Source organism: Maribacter sp. R86514 (genome assembly GCF_044597005.1).
GTDB lineage: Bacteria > Bacteroidota > Bacteroidia > Flavobacteriales > Flavobacteriaceae > Maribacter.
The window spans coordinates 1,956,957-1,976,897 of sequence record NZ_CP138999.1; the positions used below are offsets into that span (position 1 = coordinate 1,956,957).

At 34.6% G+C, this 19,941-nt stretch carries 19 protein-coding genes; 5 read left to right on the top strand and 14 right to left on the bottom strand.

What is annotated here, in order from left to right:
• Window positions 1–11 precede the first annotated feature (11 nt).
• From guaB to SJY30_RS08680, 7 genes are all read right to left on the bottom strand, one after another.
• Window positions 12–1,484: an IMP dehydrogenase gene (gene guaB, locus SJY30_RS08650; protein ID WP_036152871.1), complete on the bottom strand. Its 1,473-nt coding sequence runs from the start codon at window positions 1,482–1,484 to the stop codon at window positions 12–14.
• A 158-nt stretch (window positions 1,485–1,642) separates the two neighbouring features.
• Window positions 1,643–4,114: a TonB-dependent receptor domain-containing protein gene (locus SJY30_RS08655; protein ID WP_396635152.1), complete on the bottom strand. Its 2,472-nt coding sequence runs from the start codon at window positions 4,112–4,114 to the stop codon at window positions 1,643–1,645.
• Entirely contained in the window at window positions 4,095–5,462 is a 1,368-nt protein-coding gene (locus tag SJY30_RS08660; protein ID WP_396635153.1) for an HTTM domain-containing protein, read from the bottom strand. Before SJY30_RS08660 ends, SJY30_RS08655 begins: the two co-directional genes overlap by 20 nt.
• Window positions 5,462–6,595: an imelysin family protein gene (locus tag SJY30_RS08665; protein WP_396635154.1), complete on the bottom strand. Its 1,134-nt coding sequence runs from the start codon at window positions 6,593–6,595 to the stop codon at window positions 5,462–5,464. Before SJY30_RS08665 ends, SJY30_RS08660 begins: the two co-directional genes overlap by 1 nt.
• Window positions 6,596–6,687: 92 nt before the next feature.
• Window positions 6,688–7,923, bottom strand: coding sequence for a DUF4856 domain-containing protein (locus tag SJY30_RS08670; RefSeq protein ID WP_396635155.1), 1,236 nt, complete (start codon window positions 7,921–7,923; stop codon window positions 6,688–6,690).
• A gap of 141 nt (window positions 7,924–8,064) precedes the next feature.
• Window positions 8,065–8,934, bottom strand: coding sequence for a hydroxymethylglutaryl-CoA lyase (locus SJY30_RS08675; RefSeq protein ID WP_396635156.1), 870 nt, complete (start codon window positions 8,932–8,934; stop codon window positions 8,065–8,067).
• Window positions 8,935–8,987: 53 nt separating this feature from the next.
• Window positions 8,988–9,608, bottom strand: a complete 621-nt coding sequence (locus SJY30_RS08680; RefSeq protein WP_396635157.1) for a LysE family translocator — start codon at window positions 9,606–9,608, stop codon at window positions 8,988–8,990.
• Window positions 9,609–9,693: 85 nt separating this feature from the next.
• Here SJY30_RS08680 and SJY30_RS08685 point away from each other — a divergent pair, with 85 nt between their 5' ends.
• Window positions 9,694–10,104: a Dabb family protein gene (locus tag SJY30_RS08685; protein ID WP_303598097.1), complete on the top strand. Its 411-nt coding sequence runs from the start codon at window positions 9,694–9,696 to the stop codon at window positions 10,102–10,104.
• 70 nt (window positions 10,105–10,174) lie between these two features.
• Here SJY30_RS08685 and SJY30_RS08690 read toward each other — a convergent pair whose 3' ends face one another.
• Both SJY30_RS08690 and SJY30_RS08695 read right to left on the bottom strand, forming a co-directional pair.
• A complete protein-coding gene (locus SJY30_RS08690; RefSeq protein WP_396635158.1) occupies window positions 10,175–11,221 on the bottom strand; it encodes a quinone-dependent dihydroorotate dehydrogenase in 1,047 nt (348 codons plus the stop codon).
• A 58-nt stretch (window positions 11,222–11,279) separates the two neighbouring features.
• A complete protein-coding gene (locus SJY30_RS08695; RefSeq protein ID WP_396635159.1) occupies window positions 11,280–11,726 on the bottom strand; it encodes a hypothetical protein in 447 nt (148 codons plus the stop codon).
• A gap of 75 nt (window positions 11,727–11,801) precedes the next feature.
• Between SJY30_RS08695 and pepT the strand changes: the two genes are divergently transcribed.
• On the top strand, window positions 11,802–13,025 hold the full coding sequence (gene pepT / locus SJY30_RS08700; protein WP_396635160.1) for a peptidase T: 1,224 nt from the start codon (window positions 11,802–11,804) through the stop codon (window positions 13,023–13,025).
• A gap of 4 nt (window positions 13,026–13,029) precedes the next feature.
• The gene (locus tag SJY30_RS08705) at window positions 13,030–13,629 is read left to right on the top strand and encodes a YdeI family protein (protein WP_396635161.1); all 600 of its coding nucleotides are present in this window, start codon (window positions 13,030–13,032) and stop codon (window positions 13,627–13,629) included.
• A 74-nt stretch (window positions 13,630–13,703) separates the two neighbouring features.
• Here the strand turns inward: SJY30_RS08705 and yajC are convergent, their stop codons facing one another.
• The 3 genes from yajC to nusB are packed head-to-tail and all read right to left on the bottom strand — an operon-like array spanning window position 13,704 to window position 15,477.
• The gene (yajC, locus tag SJY30_RS08710; RefSeq protein ID WP_036152840.1) at window positions 13,704–13,991 is read right to left on the bottom strand and encodes a preprotein translocase subunit YajC; all 288 of its coding nucleotides are present in this window, start codon (window positions 13,989–13,991) and stop codon (window positions 13,704–13,706) included.
• A gap of 24 nt (window positions 13,992–14,015) precedes the next feature.
• On the bottom strand, window positions 14,016–14,486 hold the full coding sequence (locus SJY30_RS08715) for a DUF1573 domain-containing protein (protein ID WP_036152838.1): 471 nt from the start codon (window positions 14,484–14,486) through the stop codon (window positions 14,016–14,018).
• Between the two features lie 43 nt (window positions 14,487–14,529).
• The gene (gene nusB, locus SJY30_RS08720; RefSeq protein ID WP_396635162.1) at window positions 14,530–15,477 is read right to left on the bottom strand and encodes a transcription antitermination factor NusB; all 948 of its coding nucleotides are present in this window, start codon (window positions 15,475–15,477) and stop codon (window positions 14,530–14,532) included.
• A 216-nt stretch (window positions 15,478–15,693) separates the two neighbouring features.
• On the opposite strand from nusB, the gene SJY30_RS08725 reads away from it, so the two are divergent.
• Both SJY30_RS08725 and SJY30_RS08730 read left to right on the top strand, forming a co-directional pair.
• On the top strand, window positions 15,694–17,445 hold the full coding sequence (locus SJY30_RS08725; protein WP_396635163.1) for an ABC transporter ATP-binding protein: 1,752 nt from the start codon (window positions 15,694–15,696) through the stop codon (window positions 17,443–17,445).
• A 65-nt stretch (window positions 17,446–17,510) separates the two neighbouring features.
• Window positions 17,511–17,900 carry a PUR family DNA/RNA-binding protein gene (locus SJY30_RS08730; protein WP_396635164.1) on the top strand — a complete coding sequence of 130 codons (390 nt, stop codon included), beginning with the start codon at window positions 17,511–17,513 and terminating at the stop codon, window positions 17,898–17,900.
• 68 nt (window positions 17,901–17,968) lie between these two features.
• Here the strand turns inward: SJY30_RS08730 and SJY30_RS08735 are convergent, their stop codons facing one another.
• Both SJY30_RS08735 and SJY30_RS08740 read right to left on the bottom strand, forming a co-directional pair.
• On the bottom strand, window positions 17,969–19,021 hold the full coding sequence (locus tag SJY30_RS08735) for a lysophospholipid acyltransferase family protein (protein ID WP_396635165.1): 1,053 nt from the start codon (window positions 19,019–19,021) through the stop codon (window positions 17,969–17,971).
• On the bottom strand, window positions 19,018–19,938 hold the full coding sequence (locus tag SJY30_RS08740; RefSeq protein WP_396635166.1) for a bile acid:sodium symporter family protein: 921 nt from the start codon (window positions 19,936–19,938) through the stop codon (window positions 19,018–19,020). Before SJY30_RS08740 ends, SJY30_RS08735 begins: the two co-directional genes overlap by 4 nt.
• Between the last annotated feature and the right edge of the window lie 3 nt (window positions 19,939–19,941).

Here is a 19,941-nt window from a genome sequence, read left to right on the forward strand (position 1 = left end):
CATCTATTTTTCTATCTACTATAATTAGGACTTTCTTTTGTAATGGTTACATCATGTGGATGACTTTCATTAATACCACTAGCTGTAATTTTAACAAATCTTCCATTGTCCTGTAACGTAGCAATATCTTTTGCTCCACAGTATCCCATACCAGCTTTTAAACCACCTATAAATTGGTGAATGCTTTCGTATAATTCACCTTTATAAGGCACACGACCTACAATACCTTCAGGTACTAATTTCTTGATATCATCTTCAACATCTTGAAAGTAACGATCCTTACTACCTTGCTTCATTGCCTCTACAGACCCCATACCTCGGTAAGATTTAAACTTTCTACCTTCATAGATAATCGTTTCTCCCGGAGATTCCTTGGTTCCTGCCAAAAGTGATCCTAACATAACTGTATCTGCACCTGCAGCAATAGCCTTAGGGATATCACCCGTGTACCGAATACCACCATCTGCGATAACCGGAACACCAGAACCTTTTATAGCCGCTGCTACTTCTAAAACAGCAGAAAACTGAGGAAAACCAACACCTGCAACAACTCTTGTCGTACAGATAGAACCAGGACCAATACCAACTTTAACAGCATCTGCACCTGCATCTACCAAATACTTAGCAGCCTCGCCAGTTGCAATGTTACCAACAATAACATCTAAGTTTGGAAACTTCTTTTTTACTTCTTGTAATACAGATACCACACCTTTTGTATGCCCATGAGCAGTATCTATAACCACAGCATCCACACCGGCATTAACCAATGCCTCAGCTCTGTCTACTGCATCTGCAGTAACACCTAATGCCGCTGCTACACGTAAACGACCATACTGATCTTTGTTGGCGCTAGGTTTTTGGGTTAGTTTAGTAATATCACGAAATGTAATTAAACCTACCAACTTATAATCTTTATCTACTACAGGTAGTTTTTCAATTTTGTGTTGCTGCAGAATATCTTCAGCTTCTGAAAGTGAAGTACCTTCTGCTGCTGTTACCAAATTTTCAGATGTCATTACTTCTGATATTGGTCTTTCATTATTTTTTTCGAAACGTAAATCTCTATTGGTTACGATACCTAATAGTTTACCATCGGCATCAACAATAGGAATACCACCAATGCTATACTCTTTCATATTAGCCTTGGCGTCTTTTACTTTTGAATCAAGTGGTTGGGTAACCGGATCTAAAATCATTCCGCTTTCAGCCCTTTTTACCTTTCGCACCTTCATTGCCTGTTGCTCAATGGTCATGTTCTTGTGCAGAACACCTATACCACCTTCTTGAGCCATGGCAATTGCCATTCTAGACTCTGTAACCGTATCCATCGCTGCCGATATGATAGGTACATTGATTGTAATATTTCTTGTGAATTTTGTCTGAATACTTACTTCTCTTGGAAGCACTTCAGAATAAGCAGGTACTAACAGTACATCATCGTAAGTTAGACCTTCTCCTAGAATTTTATTTTGGTGGGCTTGCATAGCAATTAAGGATTTAATTGCGTGCAAATATAGCGAATATTGTTGACTTATATACCATTAACATAACCTTAGCAAAAGCTTCACATAAAAAGGCTATATTAAAAACCAAGCAAGACATCTTTTTAGTAAACTATACTATTACTTTACCAGATGACATACTAAAATTTAAACTGTAAAGTCGTATAAAATGTTCTCGGTTCTGACGGAATAATACCAGGTCCTGGGTACCCAGTTGCTCTACGTGTAAAATAGCTATTATTCAAAAGATTATTTATACCAGTCTCTAATTTCCATTTTTTATAAGAATAAGCCAAAGAAAAATCCATAATGTCATATGCAGGTATCTCTCCTTCTATACCACGTTGATTATCATTTACATCTTGTGGCGCATTAGTCGCATCTGTAAATTGACTTGACAAATACGTGTATTGCAAACTACCTATTAAGTTGCCATACCCGAAATTAAGTCCGGTTTTCAGGTTTACGTCAGGTATAAATTCTACCTTATTTCCCTCTACATTCGTTTCTTCTGAAGATAAATACTCCGAATTGGTCAACGCCAAGTTTACAAAATAATTTAGTTTCAACTTTTCACTAGCAGATAGGAAAGTTTCCTTGATACTCCAATTTGCAAAACTCTCAATACCGTACATAAAGGCAGTACCAATATTACCTCTAAAACGAACTATACTTCCCGTTTCCACTTCTTCACCTAAAGCATTGGTCTGTGTTTCGCTCTTTAATATCTCCCCTAACCTATTGTCATATAATAAGCTAAATGCACTAACATCATAAGACAACACATTGTTATATCTACCTCGAAATCCAATATCTGCAGTAAAGCCATCTTCATCTGAGATATTTTCATCCACTTGAAAAGAAGGGTTCACCACTCGTATATCACTAAAAGTGACGGACCTATAATTCTGAGAAAAATTACCGTAAAACTCAATACTGGAATTTAACTTATAGCTAGCCCCTATACCAAGCAACAAAAACGTTCTATCAAACTCTCTATTATCTTCTATCTCTTCATTTAAAAGTGGGTTATCCGCCAGATCAAGGACAATATTCTTATAACTACCAATACTTTCTGTTTTAATATGCTCTAATCTAAAACCAGGTGTTAAGGTGAATTTTGGAGTTATATTGAATATATTCTCACCAAAGAATGCCAAATTAGAATTAGGAAAATTAAATTGAGATTGTCTCTCGTAATTTGGAAATTCATCATCCGCAAAATTAAAGTCCGCATTAGAAGCGTTTGTACCAGGACCTTGTCTTTGATCATTATCGGTTCTATAAATTTTAGAGCCTAATAAAAGAGCCGATTCTGTATTACCCAGTTTATACCTAGTAAGCAATCTAGCTTCTGCACCCCAATTCTGAAAATTATCAATTAACAACTCTCGTGGTTCTTCAAGGTCATCTGGCTGCGACACCCTGTTTGTACGAAAACCAAGTGCACTTCTAGAAGCATCTAATCCAAAAAGATTCAAACTAAAATCCATTTTTGAAGAGAATTTATGATCTAAACGCAAGGAGTACAATTTCCAATCAATATCAAACCAATTACGTTCCCTATTACTAAAAGTAGGATCTTCAATAAATTGGGCATCTGTAAGACCACCTGGCTGTTGCGCCAAATAATTAAGAAATGTAGTCTCTAGCGTAAGTTTCGTTTTATCAGAAACCTGATACCCTATGTGCGCAAAATAATTTCTACTATTGTAATTAGAATTTGGTCTAAAACCACTGCCCTCTTTATAATTAAAATATGTATAATAACTTATTTTACCTACCGTACCACTAAGACTATTAAACGAGGTTTTTAGATCATAAGACCCCACTGTCTGCCTACTAACCCATTCGATTTTCTTATTTGGGTTGGGCTGTTTGAATTTAAAATTCACCAATCCTCCAAATTGTGTTCCATATTGTAATGAAGCTGCACCTCTAACTACTTGAATTTCCTCTAAAGCTTCAGCTGGCGGAGTGTAATAACTTTCTGGGTAACCCAAAACATCTGCGCTTATATCATACCCATTCTGTCTGGTGTTGAAATTCGCCGTTCTATTAGGGTCCAAACCTCTACCACCTATATTCAATTGTAAACCTGCGTCGCCGTTATCATAAATATTGAGTCCTACTACTTGGCTATATATCTGTCTTGGGTTGTTAGCCGCCAAATTACCAGTAATACCTTCAAGTAATACTACCTCACTCTTTTTACCGGCATAGATTGCTGTACCTTCTACTTTCTTCAGTTGTTTTAATGCAAAAACCTCTTCTCTTTTATGAATTAAAACAACTTCTGACAAATTGTTGACTTGTAGACGCTGCAGTGTTACATTAAAAGTAACGTTGTCATTTAGAACAACATCTTGTTCTTCAATTTCAAACTCATAGGCAAATACAATTATGGTATACGTACCTGCCGCTAAACTTTCTACTGAATAATAACCTTCTGAATTTGTTGTTTCTAAACGCTCTAATTCTTTAATGTACAATTCTGCATCAGAAACGGGTGCGCCATCTTCATCGGTTACTTGTCCTGAAATACTTAGTTGCCCAAATAATGGAAATGATACTAATAATAACAGTATATAACTAAATTCCTTTAATCTCATCTTTAAATGGTGTTATCCAATTCTTATGTAAAAAAGACTCTCTTTGTTTTCCAAGATCAATAGTAGGGTCTATATATGTTGTACTTAACCTACCATTTAAACTAACTTGGCAATCTACGAATACCTGCACATTTTTATGGCCATCTTTTTCAAAATGATTTTTTAAAAAATGGGCATATTCTAATATAAAATCTGGCTGAAATGCCATTTGTTTTTCTTGAAACGGAGTGATAAAATCTGTGTTATCCACATAAAACCATCTGCCAGATTCACCATCTACAATTTTAAACTGTGCGTAACCAGATTTTTCCATGAGCATTACGCGCCAAGAAAATCGGTATCCCTCTTCCGTCCAGAATAACTCACCGGGGTACAAAAGATACCTAAAAGGAAAAATAAGTTGTATAGCAAAAAAGGCAATTAAAACGGTCATTTTCATTTTCGATGTAATAGTCGAAAAATGCTGATAAACTTTCTGATTATTAAATTTCGTATCATCCACTTTCAAGAACTTCGAAAGGTATTTTAATATTTTCTCATGAAAGCTTGCATCGAAAAATATCAAAGCAGAAATGATCATTACATACGGGAACATGCCAATAGGAAAAAGTACCCTAGTCAACACATGAAAAACTACGACCATTACAAATGCATACGGTCTGGTTTTTTTGTATAACAAGAAAAAAGGAATCGTTAAATCATATAGTGCTCCAGACCAGCTAAATGCATATTGCACCCACTCTTCACCAAGTAAACCACCTATAAACGGAGTATCGAATTTTGAAGGCAACCAAATTTTCAAAGGCATAGCCTTTAGCAACCAATCTGAATTTAACTTCGCCAGTCCAGCATAAAAATATACGATACTTAAAAGTAGCTTAATGCTATTCACTGTCCAGCTAGGTACATATTCAAAACTTTTTTTAGGGTTTAGATATGCGTCTACGGAATATGTTGCATTTGCGGGCAGAAATATCATTAAAAAACTAAGTAAGCTTATAAAGTAATAATGGTTAAGGTATGTTGTCTTATCCATTAATTCTATATAGGTAAAACTCAAAAAGAATATGACAATACTTAATTTATACCGATACCCAAGAGCCACCAGTAGCGCTGCAAGACCACAAATAATAAATATGAGATAAGTATACATACCTAATGGCTTTACCCATTCAAACCCAAAGTAAGAAAAAAAGAATGTTGGCTGAATGTAAAGTTTATCGATCCAACCATAGCTCCAAAACCGAACAATGCTAAAAAACATCATTAGACCAAATAAAATACGAAAGACCGCCAAAGGGGCGGTCTCTACGGGAGCTTTTATATATTTATTAATCACCGATTCCATTAATCACCGTCGGCATCAACAAAATCAATACTAATACTCATTGCTGAAACCATATCTACTTTTAGCATAGGTACTGCTTTTTGTACTTCATCATAAGCTAAAAGCATATTGGTAGGCGGATTGTTATCTTCAATCTCCGCTCTAAAGGCTGAAAGATCCATCACCATACTTTTTGCTGTATTCATTTGATCGTTGATCAACGTAGATAAATCTTCTTCGTTTTTAACCGAATTCAATGCACCTAAATAAGACGCCAAACTTTCTCCCTCTGTAGTTGAGTTAAAATGCTTGCCATTAAAAAAATCTTGAACAGCGGCTAAACCTTCTAGAAATAAATCATTGGAAATACTTGCATCAAAATACGCTTCAACATTTCTTGGCAAAGTACTGCCGGAAAAAACGCCTAATGGAATTCCCATTTTACCTGCTCTTAGATATTTCTCGAAATAAAAAATATAATCGTTTACCATACGATCAACAGATGCCGTAGATGAAGATCCATCATTAGCTACAAAAGTATCTCTATACCCCGTTGTCCAATCTGAAACAACAGTTGCGGTCAATGCTTGCATGTCCAATAAAACATCTTCTGTATATTTCAGATACGCTTCTTTATTATCGCCATTGTAGAAGCCTAAAATCTCAGCATCGTTCTCACCTAACCCGTTTAACAGATAATCTAAAGCCGGAAACCCTTTAGCACTTCTGTTAGAGGATAAGGATAAGTCATAACTTCCATCCACAATAAACCCATCAATTTTCTCATTATCCGTTGGATATATATTCATGTTCAGTTGAAAACCTACTGATTCCGCAGGACCAATTTCAAACATTTCAACACGCTGCCAAGAAGTATAAGCATTTATCCATGCAGAGCGAAATGCTGTTAAATTACCTTCATTAACATCTACTTTAAAAGTGTTGAATGAATTTATTAAAGCTTCTAAGTCACTAGAGAATGCTTCATACGAAGGAATAATTATATTATCTGCCCAATTGATCAACATGGCACTACGCTCAAAAGAAACTTCTTCTTTTTCATCTGGTATAATTACCTCATCATCTGTAGTACTATCACTAGAACATGCCCATACTAAGGTCATCATACACAATGTCCCTATTATCTTTTTCATAGCTTATTTTTATTTATTCTAATTAAATGCAAAAATAAAAAAAGCAATTTAATCTTATTCGTTATAATTGCTTTTTTTAAAATTTTAAACCATTATTCAGCAGCTTCCTCTACGGTAAAATCAAAACGCGCTGCAATATCATCAGATATAGTATCAAGCGTTGAAGCTTCTACATTCCACAATCCGTTTTCACCATCTGCCAATAATGTAGTTAAGAAAGTATCGACCTCATCTTTAGAAAAATATGGTTCTGAAGAATTTGGCTTTCTTGTAAATTGCAAACTGTAAATAAAGCCATAAGCCTCTGAAAGTGCATGAAAGGCACCACCGAAATTCGGATTATCTCCTTCTAACTTCGTTTTACCATTTTGTAAATAATAAATAGCCCTAATTGCAATTACCTTAGAAATATTCTCTTTGATTATTTCTGCCTGTTGATTTCTAACATTATAATCTTTAGCTACAATTGCAGCACGACCTAATTTATAGGCATCAAATATTTCATCAGCAATACCGTCAAAATCTGAATCTGCATTGGCACGCTCTATGTATTCGTTCAAGAAACTATCTGCACCAAGGTCAGCATTAGGGTTTGCTTGGTCGGCGTTTAAACCGTAAGCATAACCATAAGCTTCATCCCACTTGTGCTCCATAGTGGTATACTCTTTACCCTCTTCCACTATATCTGCATCATTATTGGAAATATTTTCTGCCTCGTCCAAAACAGCCGTGCTTAAGTAATTATTCAGAATCTGATCCGTCATTAAGGCACCGATCAATGATTTTGCGAACATTTGATTATATTCCAAACCATTGGCATTTACATAACGTGTACTTTCACCATCAGCTAATTGCCCGGCAACACCAGCTTCTGCGGCAATCTCCCAATTAGGATATACTTCAGAAACCTGTGCACTTATGAATCCATCTAAGTCTGCACGAATTAAAGCTTGATCTGTAGCGTTGGTCGAATAAAAATCTGCAGATGCCGCAACTTTACTACGAATACTTTTATCTGATTCATTCAATGCCGCTTCTTCAAAATTGCTATCTCCTTCCACATGAGCGAACATTCCGTTTAAATCATCAACCGTATTGGTTGGGACATTGAAATTTGACAAAAGCTCTTGTCCCATTTTTATTCTTGTAGTCTGCCCATCAAAACTAACTGTAGATGACCCGTCTCTAGTAAACGTATAAGAATCTGGCACCTCAAAATCAATGGTACAATTATCACATGGTGAAAGATCTAAATTATCATCTTCAGAACTACAAGATGTTATTGCCAATCCCGCAACCGCAGTTAATGCTAATAAATATTTATTCATTTTACTTTCAATTTTTATTTAGACTTGTTTCAAATAACAATGCAAACTTATAACTTGATGCAATACAAAACAAGCTTATCTATAATAAATCTAAATAAACTTAACGATTAAATAATATTAGGCTGATAGAGAATAAGATAGTTAATGGTAGGCTGTAAATAACTCGGTGGCTTTATTATAAGAAGCCTCAAAAGTCATCCAATTAACTCCTGAATCTGCTTTTGCCGAAGTAAAATAGGAAAGCATTTTTTCTGTGGGCATATTGCCGGTTAAATCATCCTTAGCCATAGGGCAGCCACCAAAACCTTGTATAGCACCATCAAAACGTCTACACCCAGATTCGTAGGCTGAAGCCACTTTCTCATGCCATTTGGTAGGCGTAGTATGTAAGTGCGCACCAAATTCGATATTTGGATATTTAGGAATTAGGTTCGAGAACAAGTATGAAATAGTTTCGGGATCAGAAGAACCAACGGTATCTGAAAGTGATAATATTTTTGCACCCATTTTTGCCAACTTCTCTGTCCACTCCCCTACAATATCAACATTCCAAGAATCACCATATGGGTTACCAAAACCCATAGAAATATAGGTTACTACCTCTTTATTTGCGGCATCGGCTAAGTTGAATATCTCTTGCAAAGTTTCTACGGACTGGGCAATGGTCTTATGCGTATTTCGCATTTGAAAATTTTCTGAAATAGAAAATGGAAAACCTAGGTAGTCAATTTCAGGGTGTGTAACCGCATCTTGTGCACCACGCACGTTTGCCACTATAGAAAGTAATTTAGAATTTGTTTTAGACAAATCTAACTTGGACAACACCTCTGCAGTATCTACCATTTGTGGTATTGCCTTTGGCGAAACAAAACTTCCGAAATCAATAGTATCAAATCCGCAGCCTAACAAAGATTGTATATACCTAACTTTTTGATCTGTGGGTATAAATTGCTTTATGCCTTGCATAGCATCTCTAGGACACTCAACTATTTTGATGTTTGAATTAGACATTTCGTAAAAATACGAACTCTAAATCAGTATCTCATATTAATATTTCAAATAAACTACCCGATAAGTAAATAAATCGCAATTCCGATGAAGACGATAACTTGAATCCACTTTAAAACAAATCCTGTTCTCTTATTGGCTGTCAGAAAATTGGAGATTTGACCAGATAAAACTGCGATAGCGCCAAAAACAAGTGAAGAAACTACGATAAATAAAAAGCCAAGGGTATAGAATTGAATAACATTGCTTAAAGAATCTGAAAATAGAAATCCCGGAAAAAAAGCTAGAAAGAATATGGTCACCTTAGGGTTCAACACATTCATTATAAAACCTTGTTTGTATAATATACCTAATTTGTTTTTGTTCTTTGTTTCGCCGGCAATAGAAATGGCATCACCACCTCTATACACCATTACAGCTAAATATAATAAATAGACAGCTCCAAACATTTTAATAAAAGTAAATATGGGAGGGTTATTCTTAATAATTGCAGAAACCCCAAATGCCAATAATGTAGTATGTACTAAACAACCGGTCATTAATCCTGCAACGACCGCTAAGCCATATTTTTTGCCATTACTAATGCTTTGTATGAGCACGAATATATTATCAGGACCGGGTGAAAGTGCCAGAACAAAGGTCGCCATTGAAAAAGCCAATAAAATCTCGTAATTCAAACTTAAAAATATTAGTTCTACCCGAAAAGTACGAATTACCGCCAATTACACCTATTTTTAATATCTTGTTTAAAAATCAAACACTATGAAAATCAAATTACTTCTGTTACTAATTAGTATTTCATTTGCTTCAAACGCTTTTGCCAAGACAAATGAAAACATGAACTCAACAACAATGATCCAAAGCGATAGCTTATTAAGGCACACCGTATTTTTTAAGTTTAAGGAAGGAACAACCCCTGCACAGATTAAAAAAGTTGAAGATGCTTTTAGTGCACTACCTTCAAAAATTGAGCAAATCAAAGGATATGAATGGGGACTGAACAATAGTCCGGAAGGTTTGGATAAAGGCTTTACACATGCCTTTTTTCTCACTTTTGAAAGCGAAGAAGATCGGGCAATTTATTTACCGCACCCAGACCACAAAGCTTTTGGAGCTGTATTAACTCCGCATTTAGAAGATGTATTCGTGGTAGATTATTGGACCAAAAAATAGAACCCATTACAATTAAAAAAAGCCCTTGCACAAATTGTACAAGGGCTTTTTCTATATTAAAAAGTTTCTGCTACGCAGTTGCTGTTTTCTCCAAAAGAGCTTTGTTAATTTGTTTCACCAATGCAGGACCTTCATATACAAACCCTGTCCATAATTGAATTAAATCTGCCCCGGCATCTAGTTTCTCTATGGCATCTTCAGCAGAGTTTATACCACCCACACCAATTATTGGAAATGCTTTATTACTTTTTTGAGCTAAAAAGCGAATAACCTCTGTACTTCTATCCTTCAAAGGAGCACCACTAAGACCGCCAGCTTCTTCCGTTATTAGCGCATGGGATTTCAAATTCTCTCTAGAAATAGTTGTATTGGTCGCAATAACCCCATCTATAGAAGTATCGCTTACAATATCAATAATATCTAACAATTGACTATCAGTAAGGTCTGGTGCTATTTTCAACAAAATAGGTTTACGTATAGTTTCTTTACGTTCACTTTGCTTAGCATTTTCTAGTTGAAGTTCATTCAACAATGCCGTTAATGGCTCTTTATCCTGTAGCTCACGCAAACCCGGAGTGTTTGGTGAACTTACATTCACAACAAAGTAATCTACATGATCAAATAATGCATCAAAACAAATGAGGTAATCTTTGATGGCTTCATTATTAGGTGTCACTTTGTTCTTACCTATATTACCACCTATAAGTACCTTATGATTTTTCTTTAAATTCTCTACGGCTTCAAAAACGCCATGGTTATTAAATCCCATTCGGTTAATGATAGCCTTATCTTCTTTTAAACGGAATAATCTCTTCTTAGGGTTCCCCTCCTGAGGCTTAGGTGTCAATGTACCTATCTCTACGAATCCAAACCCGAAATCAGAAAGTTCATTATATAAAACAGCATTTTTATCAAAACCGGCGGCCAAACCAACGGGGTTTTTAAATTTTAAACCAAAAAGCTCACGTTCCAAACTCTTATCCTCAACAACGAACATAGATTTAATAAGTCCTGACAGACCTATTTTGGAAAAAAACTTAATACTTGAAAAACTAATGTGATGAACTTTTTCTGGATCGAGAAGAAATAAAAGAGGTCTAATAAAAAGCCTGTACATGTATATAATTTATAAGCCGCAAAAGTACAAACTGTAAATGAAAAAGTTAAGCAATATTTTATCTGTTTTCATTAGGTATGCTATCCGTATAGACAGCAGGTACTACAATGTATGCAGACCGTGATGCATCTTTACATAAAGACAAGTATAATTCATATTGATTTGAATTGAACAAAGCTAACATTTTCTTATCCGCTACTTCTTGAACCCTAGCCATACTGTCCATTACATTTTTATATTTATCGGCCAGTTGACGAAGTTCAGTAACGTTACTTTGAGGATGCTTACTCTTAACTTCCGCTAAATTATTATTCAAGGTTTCATTTTGGAGTTTGATATTAGTACTAAATTGTTCCAGTTTTGATTTTTGCATATCGTTCAACTGAAAGATATCTGATATAATAGAATCGCTTGTAACGCCTACACCAAGAATACAATCTGCTTGTGCATTTACATTTGTGAAAAATAAAACAGAAGCCAATACTACTAGAAATCTAAATTTCATCAACATTGTATTTATGGAATATTACGTTTATAAAATTACAATATATAAGCTTATTTTTGATAAAACACATTTAGCATGCAGCATATTATAGACCGTTTCATTAGTTACATTACTATTGATACGCAAAGCGATTCATCATCAGAGACCACACCAAGCACTGAAAAGCAATGGAATTTAGCCAATAAACTAGTTGATGAGTTAAAGGCCATAGGTATGACAGATGTTACTATAGATGATAATGCATATATCATGGCAACCCTACCTTCTAATGTGGATCACGAAGTACCTACCATTGGTTTTATTTCTCATTTTGATACGTCACCAGATTTTTCAGGTACGAACGTAAATCCGCAGATTATTAGAAACTATGATGGTAAAGATATTGTTCTGAACAAAGAGAAAGACATCATTTTATCTTCTTCCTATTTTGATGATTTACTACAGTATATTGGTCAGACCATCATTACTACAGATGGCACCACACTTTTGGGTGCAGATGATAAAGCTGGTATTACAGAAATTGTTACCGCCATGGAATATTTAATCAACAATCCTAAAATAAAGCACGGACCTATTAGAGTTGGGGTTACTCCAGATGAAGAAATTGGTCGTGGTGCACATAAATTTGATGTAGAAAAATTTGGTGCTGCTTGGGCATATACTATGGACGGAAGTCAAATTGGCGAGCTAGAATATGAAAATTTCAATGCCGCGGGAGCAAAGATCAAGGTAAAAGGTAAAAGTGTACACCCAGGTTATGCAAAAAGTAAAATGGTAAATGCCCTTTTAATCGCCAATAAGATTATCAGCGATTTACCAAAACATGAAGTGCCGGAAGAAACCACTGGTCGAGAAGGTTTTTTTCACGTGCATCATTTTGATGGAGAAATTGAAAATGCAACCGTAGAACTCATTATTAGAGATCATGATTTAAAGCATTTTAATAAAAGAAAAGAGTTGGTTCAAGATATTGTCAAAAAATATAATAATGAATATGATAATTGCATCGATCTAGAATTAAATGATCAATATTTTAATATGAAAGAAAAGGTAGAACCTGTTTTTCATATTGTAGAAACCGCTAAAAAGGCTATGGAAGATATTGGCATAAAACCAATCATTAAACCCATTAGAGGCGGTACAGATGGCTCTCAATTAAGCTACATGGGCTTACCCTGCCCTAACATTTTTGCCGGCGGACATAACTTTCACGGAAAGTATGAGTATGTACCTGTGGAGAGCATGCAGAAAGCGGTAGAAGTAATTGTGCGCATTTGTGAATTGACGGCAAATCAATAACAAAATGGAAAAGCAAGAAAAAATAGATTTGTTTTATAATGAAGCACATCAATTTAAAAATGGCGTAGCCCAATTAAGAACCGTTGCTTTAAACTGCGGTATGACGGAAACCTACAAATGGAATTTCCCTACCTACATGATCAATAATAAAAATGTCATCGCCATAAGCAAATTCAAAAATCACTTTGGTATCTGGTTTTTTAACGGCGTCTTTTTAAGTGATTCTAAAAAAGTTTTAGAAAACGCACAAGAAGGCAAAACCATGGCAATGCGTCACTGGAAATTTACTTCACTTGAAGGTATAGATAAAAAAGACATTACAGCTTATATAAATGAGGCTATAGAAAATCAAAAGAAAGGTTTACAGGTAAAGGTTGAGAAAAAACCTAAAACCAAAATTGTATTTCCCGTTCATTTATCTATTGCATTAGAAAACAACCATGACATAATGGACGCTTTTAGCAAATTAACCTATTCCAAACAAAAAGATTACGCCGAGTATATAGCGACCGCTAAACAAGAAAAAACAAAACTATCTAGATTAGAAAAGATAGTTCCGTTGATATTAGCAGGTAGAGGACTGCATGATCAATACAAGAAGTAAGCTATTATCTTAAAATTGAAAACAAAAAAACACCGATGTTTCCATCGGTGTTTTTTATATGAATTCAGAAAAAGTTATTTCTTTTCTGGAGCGTTCAACTTAGCGCTCATTTCCATGGATATGGCAGATCTATCAAACTTTAACTTCCCTGCCATTGTTTCCAATACACAAGAAGTATCCTTATCATTCAAATCTACTACTTTTCCGTGCAGACCACTTTTGGTAATAACACGATCACCACGTTTTAATTCTGCTGAAAATTTCTTTTCATCCTTTTGTCTTTTCATTTGAGGTCTGATCATAAAAAAATATGCGACCACAAAAATCAAAATCATTGGAAGAAACTGCCCTATATCACCCATTTTTGGTATATCTGTAAGTTATAATTATTTAACAGGTCCTAATGGAGCTGCTCCTTTTGGGTTAACGAAAGCTTTGATTCTTAAAAGCTCAGAACCTTTTTCAGTGTTAGCCGTAACCGTAATGGTTTTAGTAACCTGGTTTTGACCAGAACCATTAAAGTTTACTTTCAACTCACCTGTTTCACCTGGTGCAATTGGATCCTTTGGAGGATTAGGAACTGTACAACCACAGCTACTTTTAGCATCGGTAATAATTAATGGAGCGTTACCTGTATTGGTAAACGTAAATACGGTCTCTTGTGGAGTACCTTGCTCAATTGTACCAAAATCATGTTCTGCTTTTTCAAAAGACATTACAGGTACCGCTTTAGCAGCCTCATCTCTTACCGCAGCTTCTGCTACATTATCAGTTTTAATTTTACTTGATGCATTGTCTTTACAAGAAGTAAAAGCCACCATTGATACAAGGCCAACGATTAGAACTATTTTTTTCATACTATTTAGATTTATCAATTAATTGTAAAATTATAAAATATTTTTATAATAGACCTCTTCCCATTTTATTAAGCTTTCCTTCTGACTTGTATTCTTTAGTAAGCTTATCGAGAATTCCGTTTATGAAAATGCTACTTTTAGGTGTAGAATATTCTTTGGCAATTTCTAAGTATTCATTTATAGTTACCCTTTCTGGAATAGAAGGGAAATGTAATAGCTCGCAAATAGCCATTTTTAATAGAATACTATCAATACCTGCAATACGATCTTTATCCCAATTTGGTGTTTTGCCTTCAATCTCTTTTTCTAACGCATCGTTCTTTAATAAGGTTCTTGTCAACAATTGCATTGCATATGTCATATCCTCATCATCTTTCAACAAGCTTGGTAAAAAGTAAGATTCCGGGTGCGTTAATTTTGCTTTCTTAAAATGCTTTAAAACAAAAGTGTTCACAATAGGTATATCGTCTACCCAGGTTAATTTATCATCTTCAAAGTAGTCGTATATTTTTTCGTTTGGTGCTATTATGTTCTTGAACAAGGTCATCACCAATTCTTTATCGGCAGCATAGTCACTTTCAGGTGTAGACATGTATTCTTGGTAGGCATCGCTATCTAAAATCTCTTTATAGATCAATTTTACATACTCTTCGTTCAAATACCAATTATCTAACTTTCTGTGGGTAAGCTCTTCTTCTAAGGTCTTATTCTCAACAATTTGCAATAACAATTTGTTTTGAATAAACTTTTTAGGATTAGGAAATGCTGTCTTTTTATCGGTAATGTATTTATTAGCGGAAAGGGAAATTTGGTCTGCCGCTCTTTTCTGTAACTCAACAAAAAGGCTTAACCATAAAAGGTACAGCGTATAGGTATTCTCTATGCTTACCTTTAAAAACTTCTCTTGTTTCTGTAATGAATCGTCCTTAGACTGAATTAGAGCGTAAATACTCTGCATTACCTTTACCCTAATGTGCCTTCTTGTAAGCATTTGAAAGAACTTGTTTAATTATTAGTAAATAACCTAGGGGCAAGCCCTGGCAGCATTAAATCTCGTTTATCGAGTAATAAAGCCGCAAAGGTAAGTATCTATTTAAAGGGTCACAATAGCAATCGTATTTATCTTAGCTTATTTATAACATATCGTTTTAGGTCAAAAAACTATCTTTGCCCATAGAAATTTACACCATTAGCTTTTCTAACACTTATGAAAGAACTTAAGCATCTAAATAAATACTTTAAAAAATACTGGCTTAAGCTTTTTTTTGGGATCATAATAACCATAGTTGCAAGGTTATTTCAATTGATTATGCCCTCTTACGTTAATAATTCTATTACCGTAGTTGAACAATATATAAATGCGGAAATAGAAAAATCCACAGCGCAAGAACTGCTAATGGAGTATATACTTATTATAGTAGGTGCAGCAATACTATCTGGTTTCTTTACTTTTTTAATGCGTCAATTAATAATCAATATTTCAAGATATATAGAATACGATCTTAAAAATGAAATATTTGACCATTATCAAAAGCTTAGTCTCAATTTCTACAAGAAAAACAGAACAGGAGATTTAATGAATAGAATAAGTGAAGATGTAAATGAAGTACGTATGTATGCTGGCCCTGCAATTATGTACGGCATGCAAACTTTGACATTATTTGCCTGCTTGATACCGTTGATGTTTATTAAAGCACCAACGTTGGCTGCCTATACCCTATTGCCATTACCTTTTTTATCTGTTTTAATATATCAAATAAGTAAGGTCATACATAAGAGAAGTACTATTGTACAACAATACCTATCTACACTTTCTACATTTACGCAAGAAATATTTTCGGGAGTTTCTGTTATTAAAGCCTATGCTTTAGAACCACAAACCAATGATGATCTAGTAAAACTTGCCAATGAAGGGAAAGAGAAAAGTGTAAGCTTGGCAAAAGTTAATGCTTGGTTTTTTCCATTAATGATACTACTAATAGGTATCAGTAATATATTGGTTATTTATATTGGCGGAAAACAGTATTTAGCCGGTGAAATTGAAGTTGGTTTAATTGCCGAGTTTATTTTATACGTAAATATGCTGACTTGGCCCGTTGCTATTGTAGGATGGCTTACGTCTATCGTGCAAAGAGCTGCCGCGAGTCAACAACGCATCAATGAGTTTTTAAATCAGGAGTCAGAAATAAAGAACACGCCCACTCACCAGCATAATGTAAAAGGTAAGATTGAATTTAAAGATGTTGATTTTACGTACCAAGACACCAATATCAACGCGCTTAAACAGTTATCTTTTACAATAAATGAGGGCGAAACAACAGCGATAATTGGTAAAACCGGATCGGGTAAATCAACTATTTTAGATTTAGTGGCACGATTATACGACACCACGTCTGGCGAAATATTAATAGATGACGAACCAATAAAACATATAGATTTAACTAGTTTAAGAGAATCTATTGGTGCCGTACCACAAGATGCCTTTCTATTTTCTGACAGTATTAAGAATAACATTAAGTTTGGAAAAGAAGATGCCACGGATCAAGAAATTATAGATATTGCCAAAGATGCCGTTGTTCATGAAAACATCATGGGTTTTTCTAAAAAATACGACACCGTTTTAGGAGAAAGAGGTATTACATTAAGTGGGGGACAAAAGCAACGTGTTTCAATTGCAAGAGCATTAATCAAGAAACCACAAATTTATTTATTTGATGACTGTCTTTCTGCAGTGGATACCGAAACGGAGGAAGAAATATTGAATAATCTTAAAAAAGCCTCTCAGAATAAAACTACATTAATTGTAAGTCATAGAGTTTCTTCTGCTAAAAATGCTGATAAAATTCTAGTTTTAGATGACGGAAGACTAATTCAGCAAGGTACACATGATGAGCTAAATACGAAAGAAGGTTACTATAAAGACCTCTATCACAAACAACTCTCAGAGAAAGAAAATTAGAAAATTGTTGTAGGATAATGTTTTTTTTTTCATTTTTGATAGTATAACGACACTAAAGATTAGAAATGAGCGAAAGAGATTTATCAGATCAGGAAGAAATTCACTCCAAAGTTTTACGCGCAGGTAGAAGAACGTACTTTTTCGATGTAAGAAGTACAAAAGCTGGGGATTATTATTTAACGATTACAGAAAGTAAGAAGTTTACACATGACGATGGTTCTTTCCATTACAAGAAGCATAAAATTTATTTATACAAAGAAGACTTTGATGCCTTCAAAGAAAATGTTGAAGAAATGATGAATTTCATCATTAATGAAAAAGGATCCGAAGTAATTTCTGAAAGACATCAAAAAGATTTCAAGAAAGAAGAAGTAGCAACTGCAGCTGAAATAGCTGTTGAAAGTACACCTACAAGTACGTCTAGCTTTACAGATGTCAGTTTTGAAGATATCTAATATTTAAACTTTCTTTTACAAATTAACGGTCCTTATTTAAGGGCCGTTTTTGTTTTGTGAATAGTTAACTACCGCAAACCATACTTTACCAATCCAACATTTACCAATGTCAACATACTCAGTATTACACATGCTAAGTATGCAGATAAACTAAATGATAGAATAGCAAAAAGCAAAGTCATATAAATAGGATAAGTTATAATTGCACAAGCAAATCTAAAGGTACCCATAAACTCATCTTCAGGTACTTTTGGTTTCAACCACGTCCTCCAAATAAGAACAATAGGAAAATTTAACACAGTAAATAAAAACTTGAATAAACTTCGCTTTTCTTGTATAGGTATTGTTTGATTAGATAATCGCTGCTCTCCATGAATATATGATTCAATTTTTTCATTTGTTGACACAGGACTTAGAAAGTCTGCGTTCTCGGCATTTAATCGATCTAAAATCATTTCATACGCTCCATCATTTGGAATATGAATGGTTAATTTCTTCAGTCGCCCAGAAATTTCCCGCTTTATATCAAAACTTGTTTTATTCAGGTCTTTTGAATCATAAAAACTTTTAGCTGAAATTGGAGCTCCATAATGTATCGCAACCTCATCAGGAAAATGAGCGGCATGCTTGTAATTTAATCCTACAGGAATTAATTGCACATCTACATCTGGGTATAATTCAAAAGTGCGTATCAAAATTCTTGTAAAGCCCTTGCTTAACGTTCTAACCGATCGCTTAAGATTATGATTTGCCTCGGGGAATAAAAGTAAGGCTTCTCCCCTATTTAAAATTTCTGCACATGAATTAAATATAGCATCGTTATTAGAAAGTGTATCTCTACCATCGCGCATTCTATAAATAGGTAGCATTTGAAAATAAGAGAACATACGTTTTAAAAATTTGCCCTTAAAAACATCTGATCGCGTTAAAAAGTAAGGTTTTCTATTACAATCTGTTGCAATTAACAAAACATCTATAAGTGCACTTTGATGATTTGGTAAAAACATTACAGGCTTATCTTTAGGAATATTCTCTAGCCCAGAAATGACGATTTTCTTATGATAACCGTACAGTCCGGTTTTTACAACAATCTTAACCAAAGAATACAATAATCCACTCACGCTATAGTCTCTTTAGTAACCGGTTTTCTATTCCAAAAAGCAGCCAAAATTAATCCCGAAACTATGTGCCAAATCCCCCAGAATGCGGCAAGAAGCGCCATACCCCCTAATCCATCAAAAAAGGTGAAGATTAAAAGTAAGCCTAATCCAGAATTCTGAATTCCGGTTTCAATGGTTATGGACCTAAGACTATCTACCGGTAATTTAAATAATCTACCAAGACTATAACCCGTAGAAAATGCAATTAGATTATGAATTAATACAATCCAAAAAACATAAAGTACATAATCCATAAAAATAACACGGTTATTAAATAGCGCTATAAATACCAAGCTAATAAAAAACACCAACGATACTATTTTTAGTTTCTTTGCTATTTTCAATGCCAATTTTGGTTTCTTATAATTTACGTACATACCTAAAATCAAAGGCAGCCCCAGTAATAAAAAAACCAGTTTGATCATCTCTAAAGGTGCTATTGAAATATCTTGAATTAAACCTGCACTTGGCTCATAGCGCATGGACCAGAAATGAAAATTTAAGGGCGTCATTACAACCGCTAACATAGTAGCAATAGCCGTAAGACTTACGGACAATGCCGTATTGGCTTTAGATAAGTAGGATATAAAATTAGAAATATTACCTCCAGGGCAGGCCGCAACCATAAACATACCAAGTGCTATGCTTGGTAAGGGCTCAATTATAAGCACCAATAAAAAAGTCAAAGCCGGTAGTAAAACAAACTGACTAGTTAAACCCAACAACAACGCTTTGGGCTTTTGCCACAAAGGTTTAAAATCTGAAACTGAAATCTCTAAAGCTACGCCAAACATGACCAAACTTAAAACAAGGTTCATCATCCAAAGAGAACCCGAATCAAAATTAATATGAATGGTATCTAAAATACTATCGGTCAAATA

Excerpts from the sequence above, each read along its gene's own strand:
- guaB (WP_036152871.1), bottom strand. The coding sequence starts at position 1,484 with ATGCAAGCCCACCAAAATAAAATTCTAGGAGAAGGTCTAACTTACGAT.
- SJY30_RS08655 (WP_396635152.1), bottom strand. The coding sequence starts at position 4,114 with ATGAGATTAAAGGAATTTAGTTATATACTGTTATTATTAGTATCATTT.
- SJY30_RS08660 (WP_396635153.1), bottom strand. The coding sequence starts at position 5,462 with ATGGAATCGGTGATTAATAAATATATAAAAGCTCCCGTAGAGACCGCC.
- SJY30_RS08665 (WP_396635154.1), bottom strand. The coding sequence starts at position 6,595 with ATGAAAAAGATAATAGGGACATTGTGTATGATGACCTTAGTATGGGCA.
- SJY30_RS08670 (WP_396635155.1), bottom strand. The coding sequence starts at position 7,923 with ATGAATAAATATTTATTAGCATTAACTGCGGTTGCGGGATTGGCAATA.
- SJY30_RS08675 (WP_396635156.1), bottom strand. The coding sequence starts at position 8,934 with ATGTCTAATTCAAACATCAAAATAGTTGAGTGTCCTAGAGATGCTATG.
- SJY30_RS08685 (WP_303598097.1), top strand. The coding sequence starts at position 9,694 with ATGAAAATCAAATTACTTCTGTTACTAATTAGTATTTCATTTGCTTCA.
- SJY30_RS08690 (WP_396635158.1), bottom strand. The coding sequence starts at position 11,221 with ATGTACAGGCTTTTTATTAGACCTCTTTTATTTCTTCTCGATCCAGAA.
- SJY30_RS08695 (WP_396635159.1), bottom strand. The coding sequence starts at position 11,726 with ATGAAATTTAGATTTCTAGTAGTATTGGCTTCTGTTTTATTTTTCACA.
- pepT (WP_396635160.1), top strand. The coding sequence starts at position 11,802 with ATGCAGCATATTATAGACCGTTTCATTAGTTACATTACTATTGATACG.
- SJY30_RS08705 (WP_396635161.1), top strand. The coding sequence starts at position 13,030 with ATGGAAAAGCAAGAAAAAATAGATTTGTTTTATAATGAAGCACATCAA.
- yajC (WP_036152840.1), bottom strand. The coding sequence starts at position 13,991 with ATGGGTGATATAGGGCAGTTTCTTCCAATGATTTTGATTTTTGTGGTC.
- SJY30_RS08715 (WP_036152838.1), bottom strand. The coding sequence starts at position 14,486 with ATGAAAAAAATAGTTCTAATCGTTGGCCTTGTATCAATGGTGGCTTTT.
- nusB (WP_396635162.1), bottom strand. The coding sequence starts at position 15,477 with ATGCTTACAAGAAGGCACATTAGGGTAAAGGTAATGCAGAGTATTTAC.
- SJY30_RS08725 (WP_396635163.1), top strand. The coding sequence starts at position 15,694 with ATGAAAGAACTTAAGCATCTAAATAAATACTTTAAAAAATACTGGCTT.
- SJY30_RS08730 (WP_396635164.1), top strand. The coding sequence starts at position 17,511 with ATGAGCGAAAGAGATTTATCAGATCAGGAAGAAATTCACTCCAAAGTT.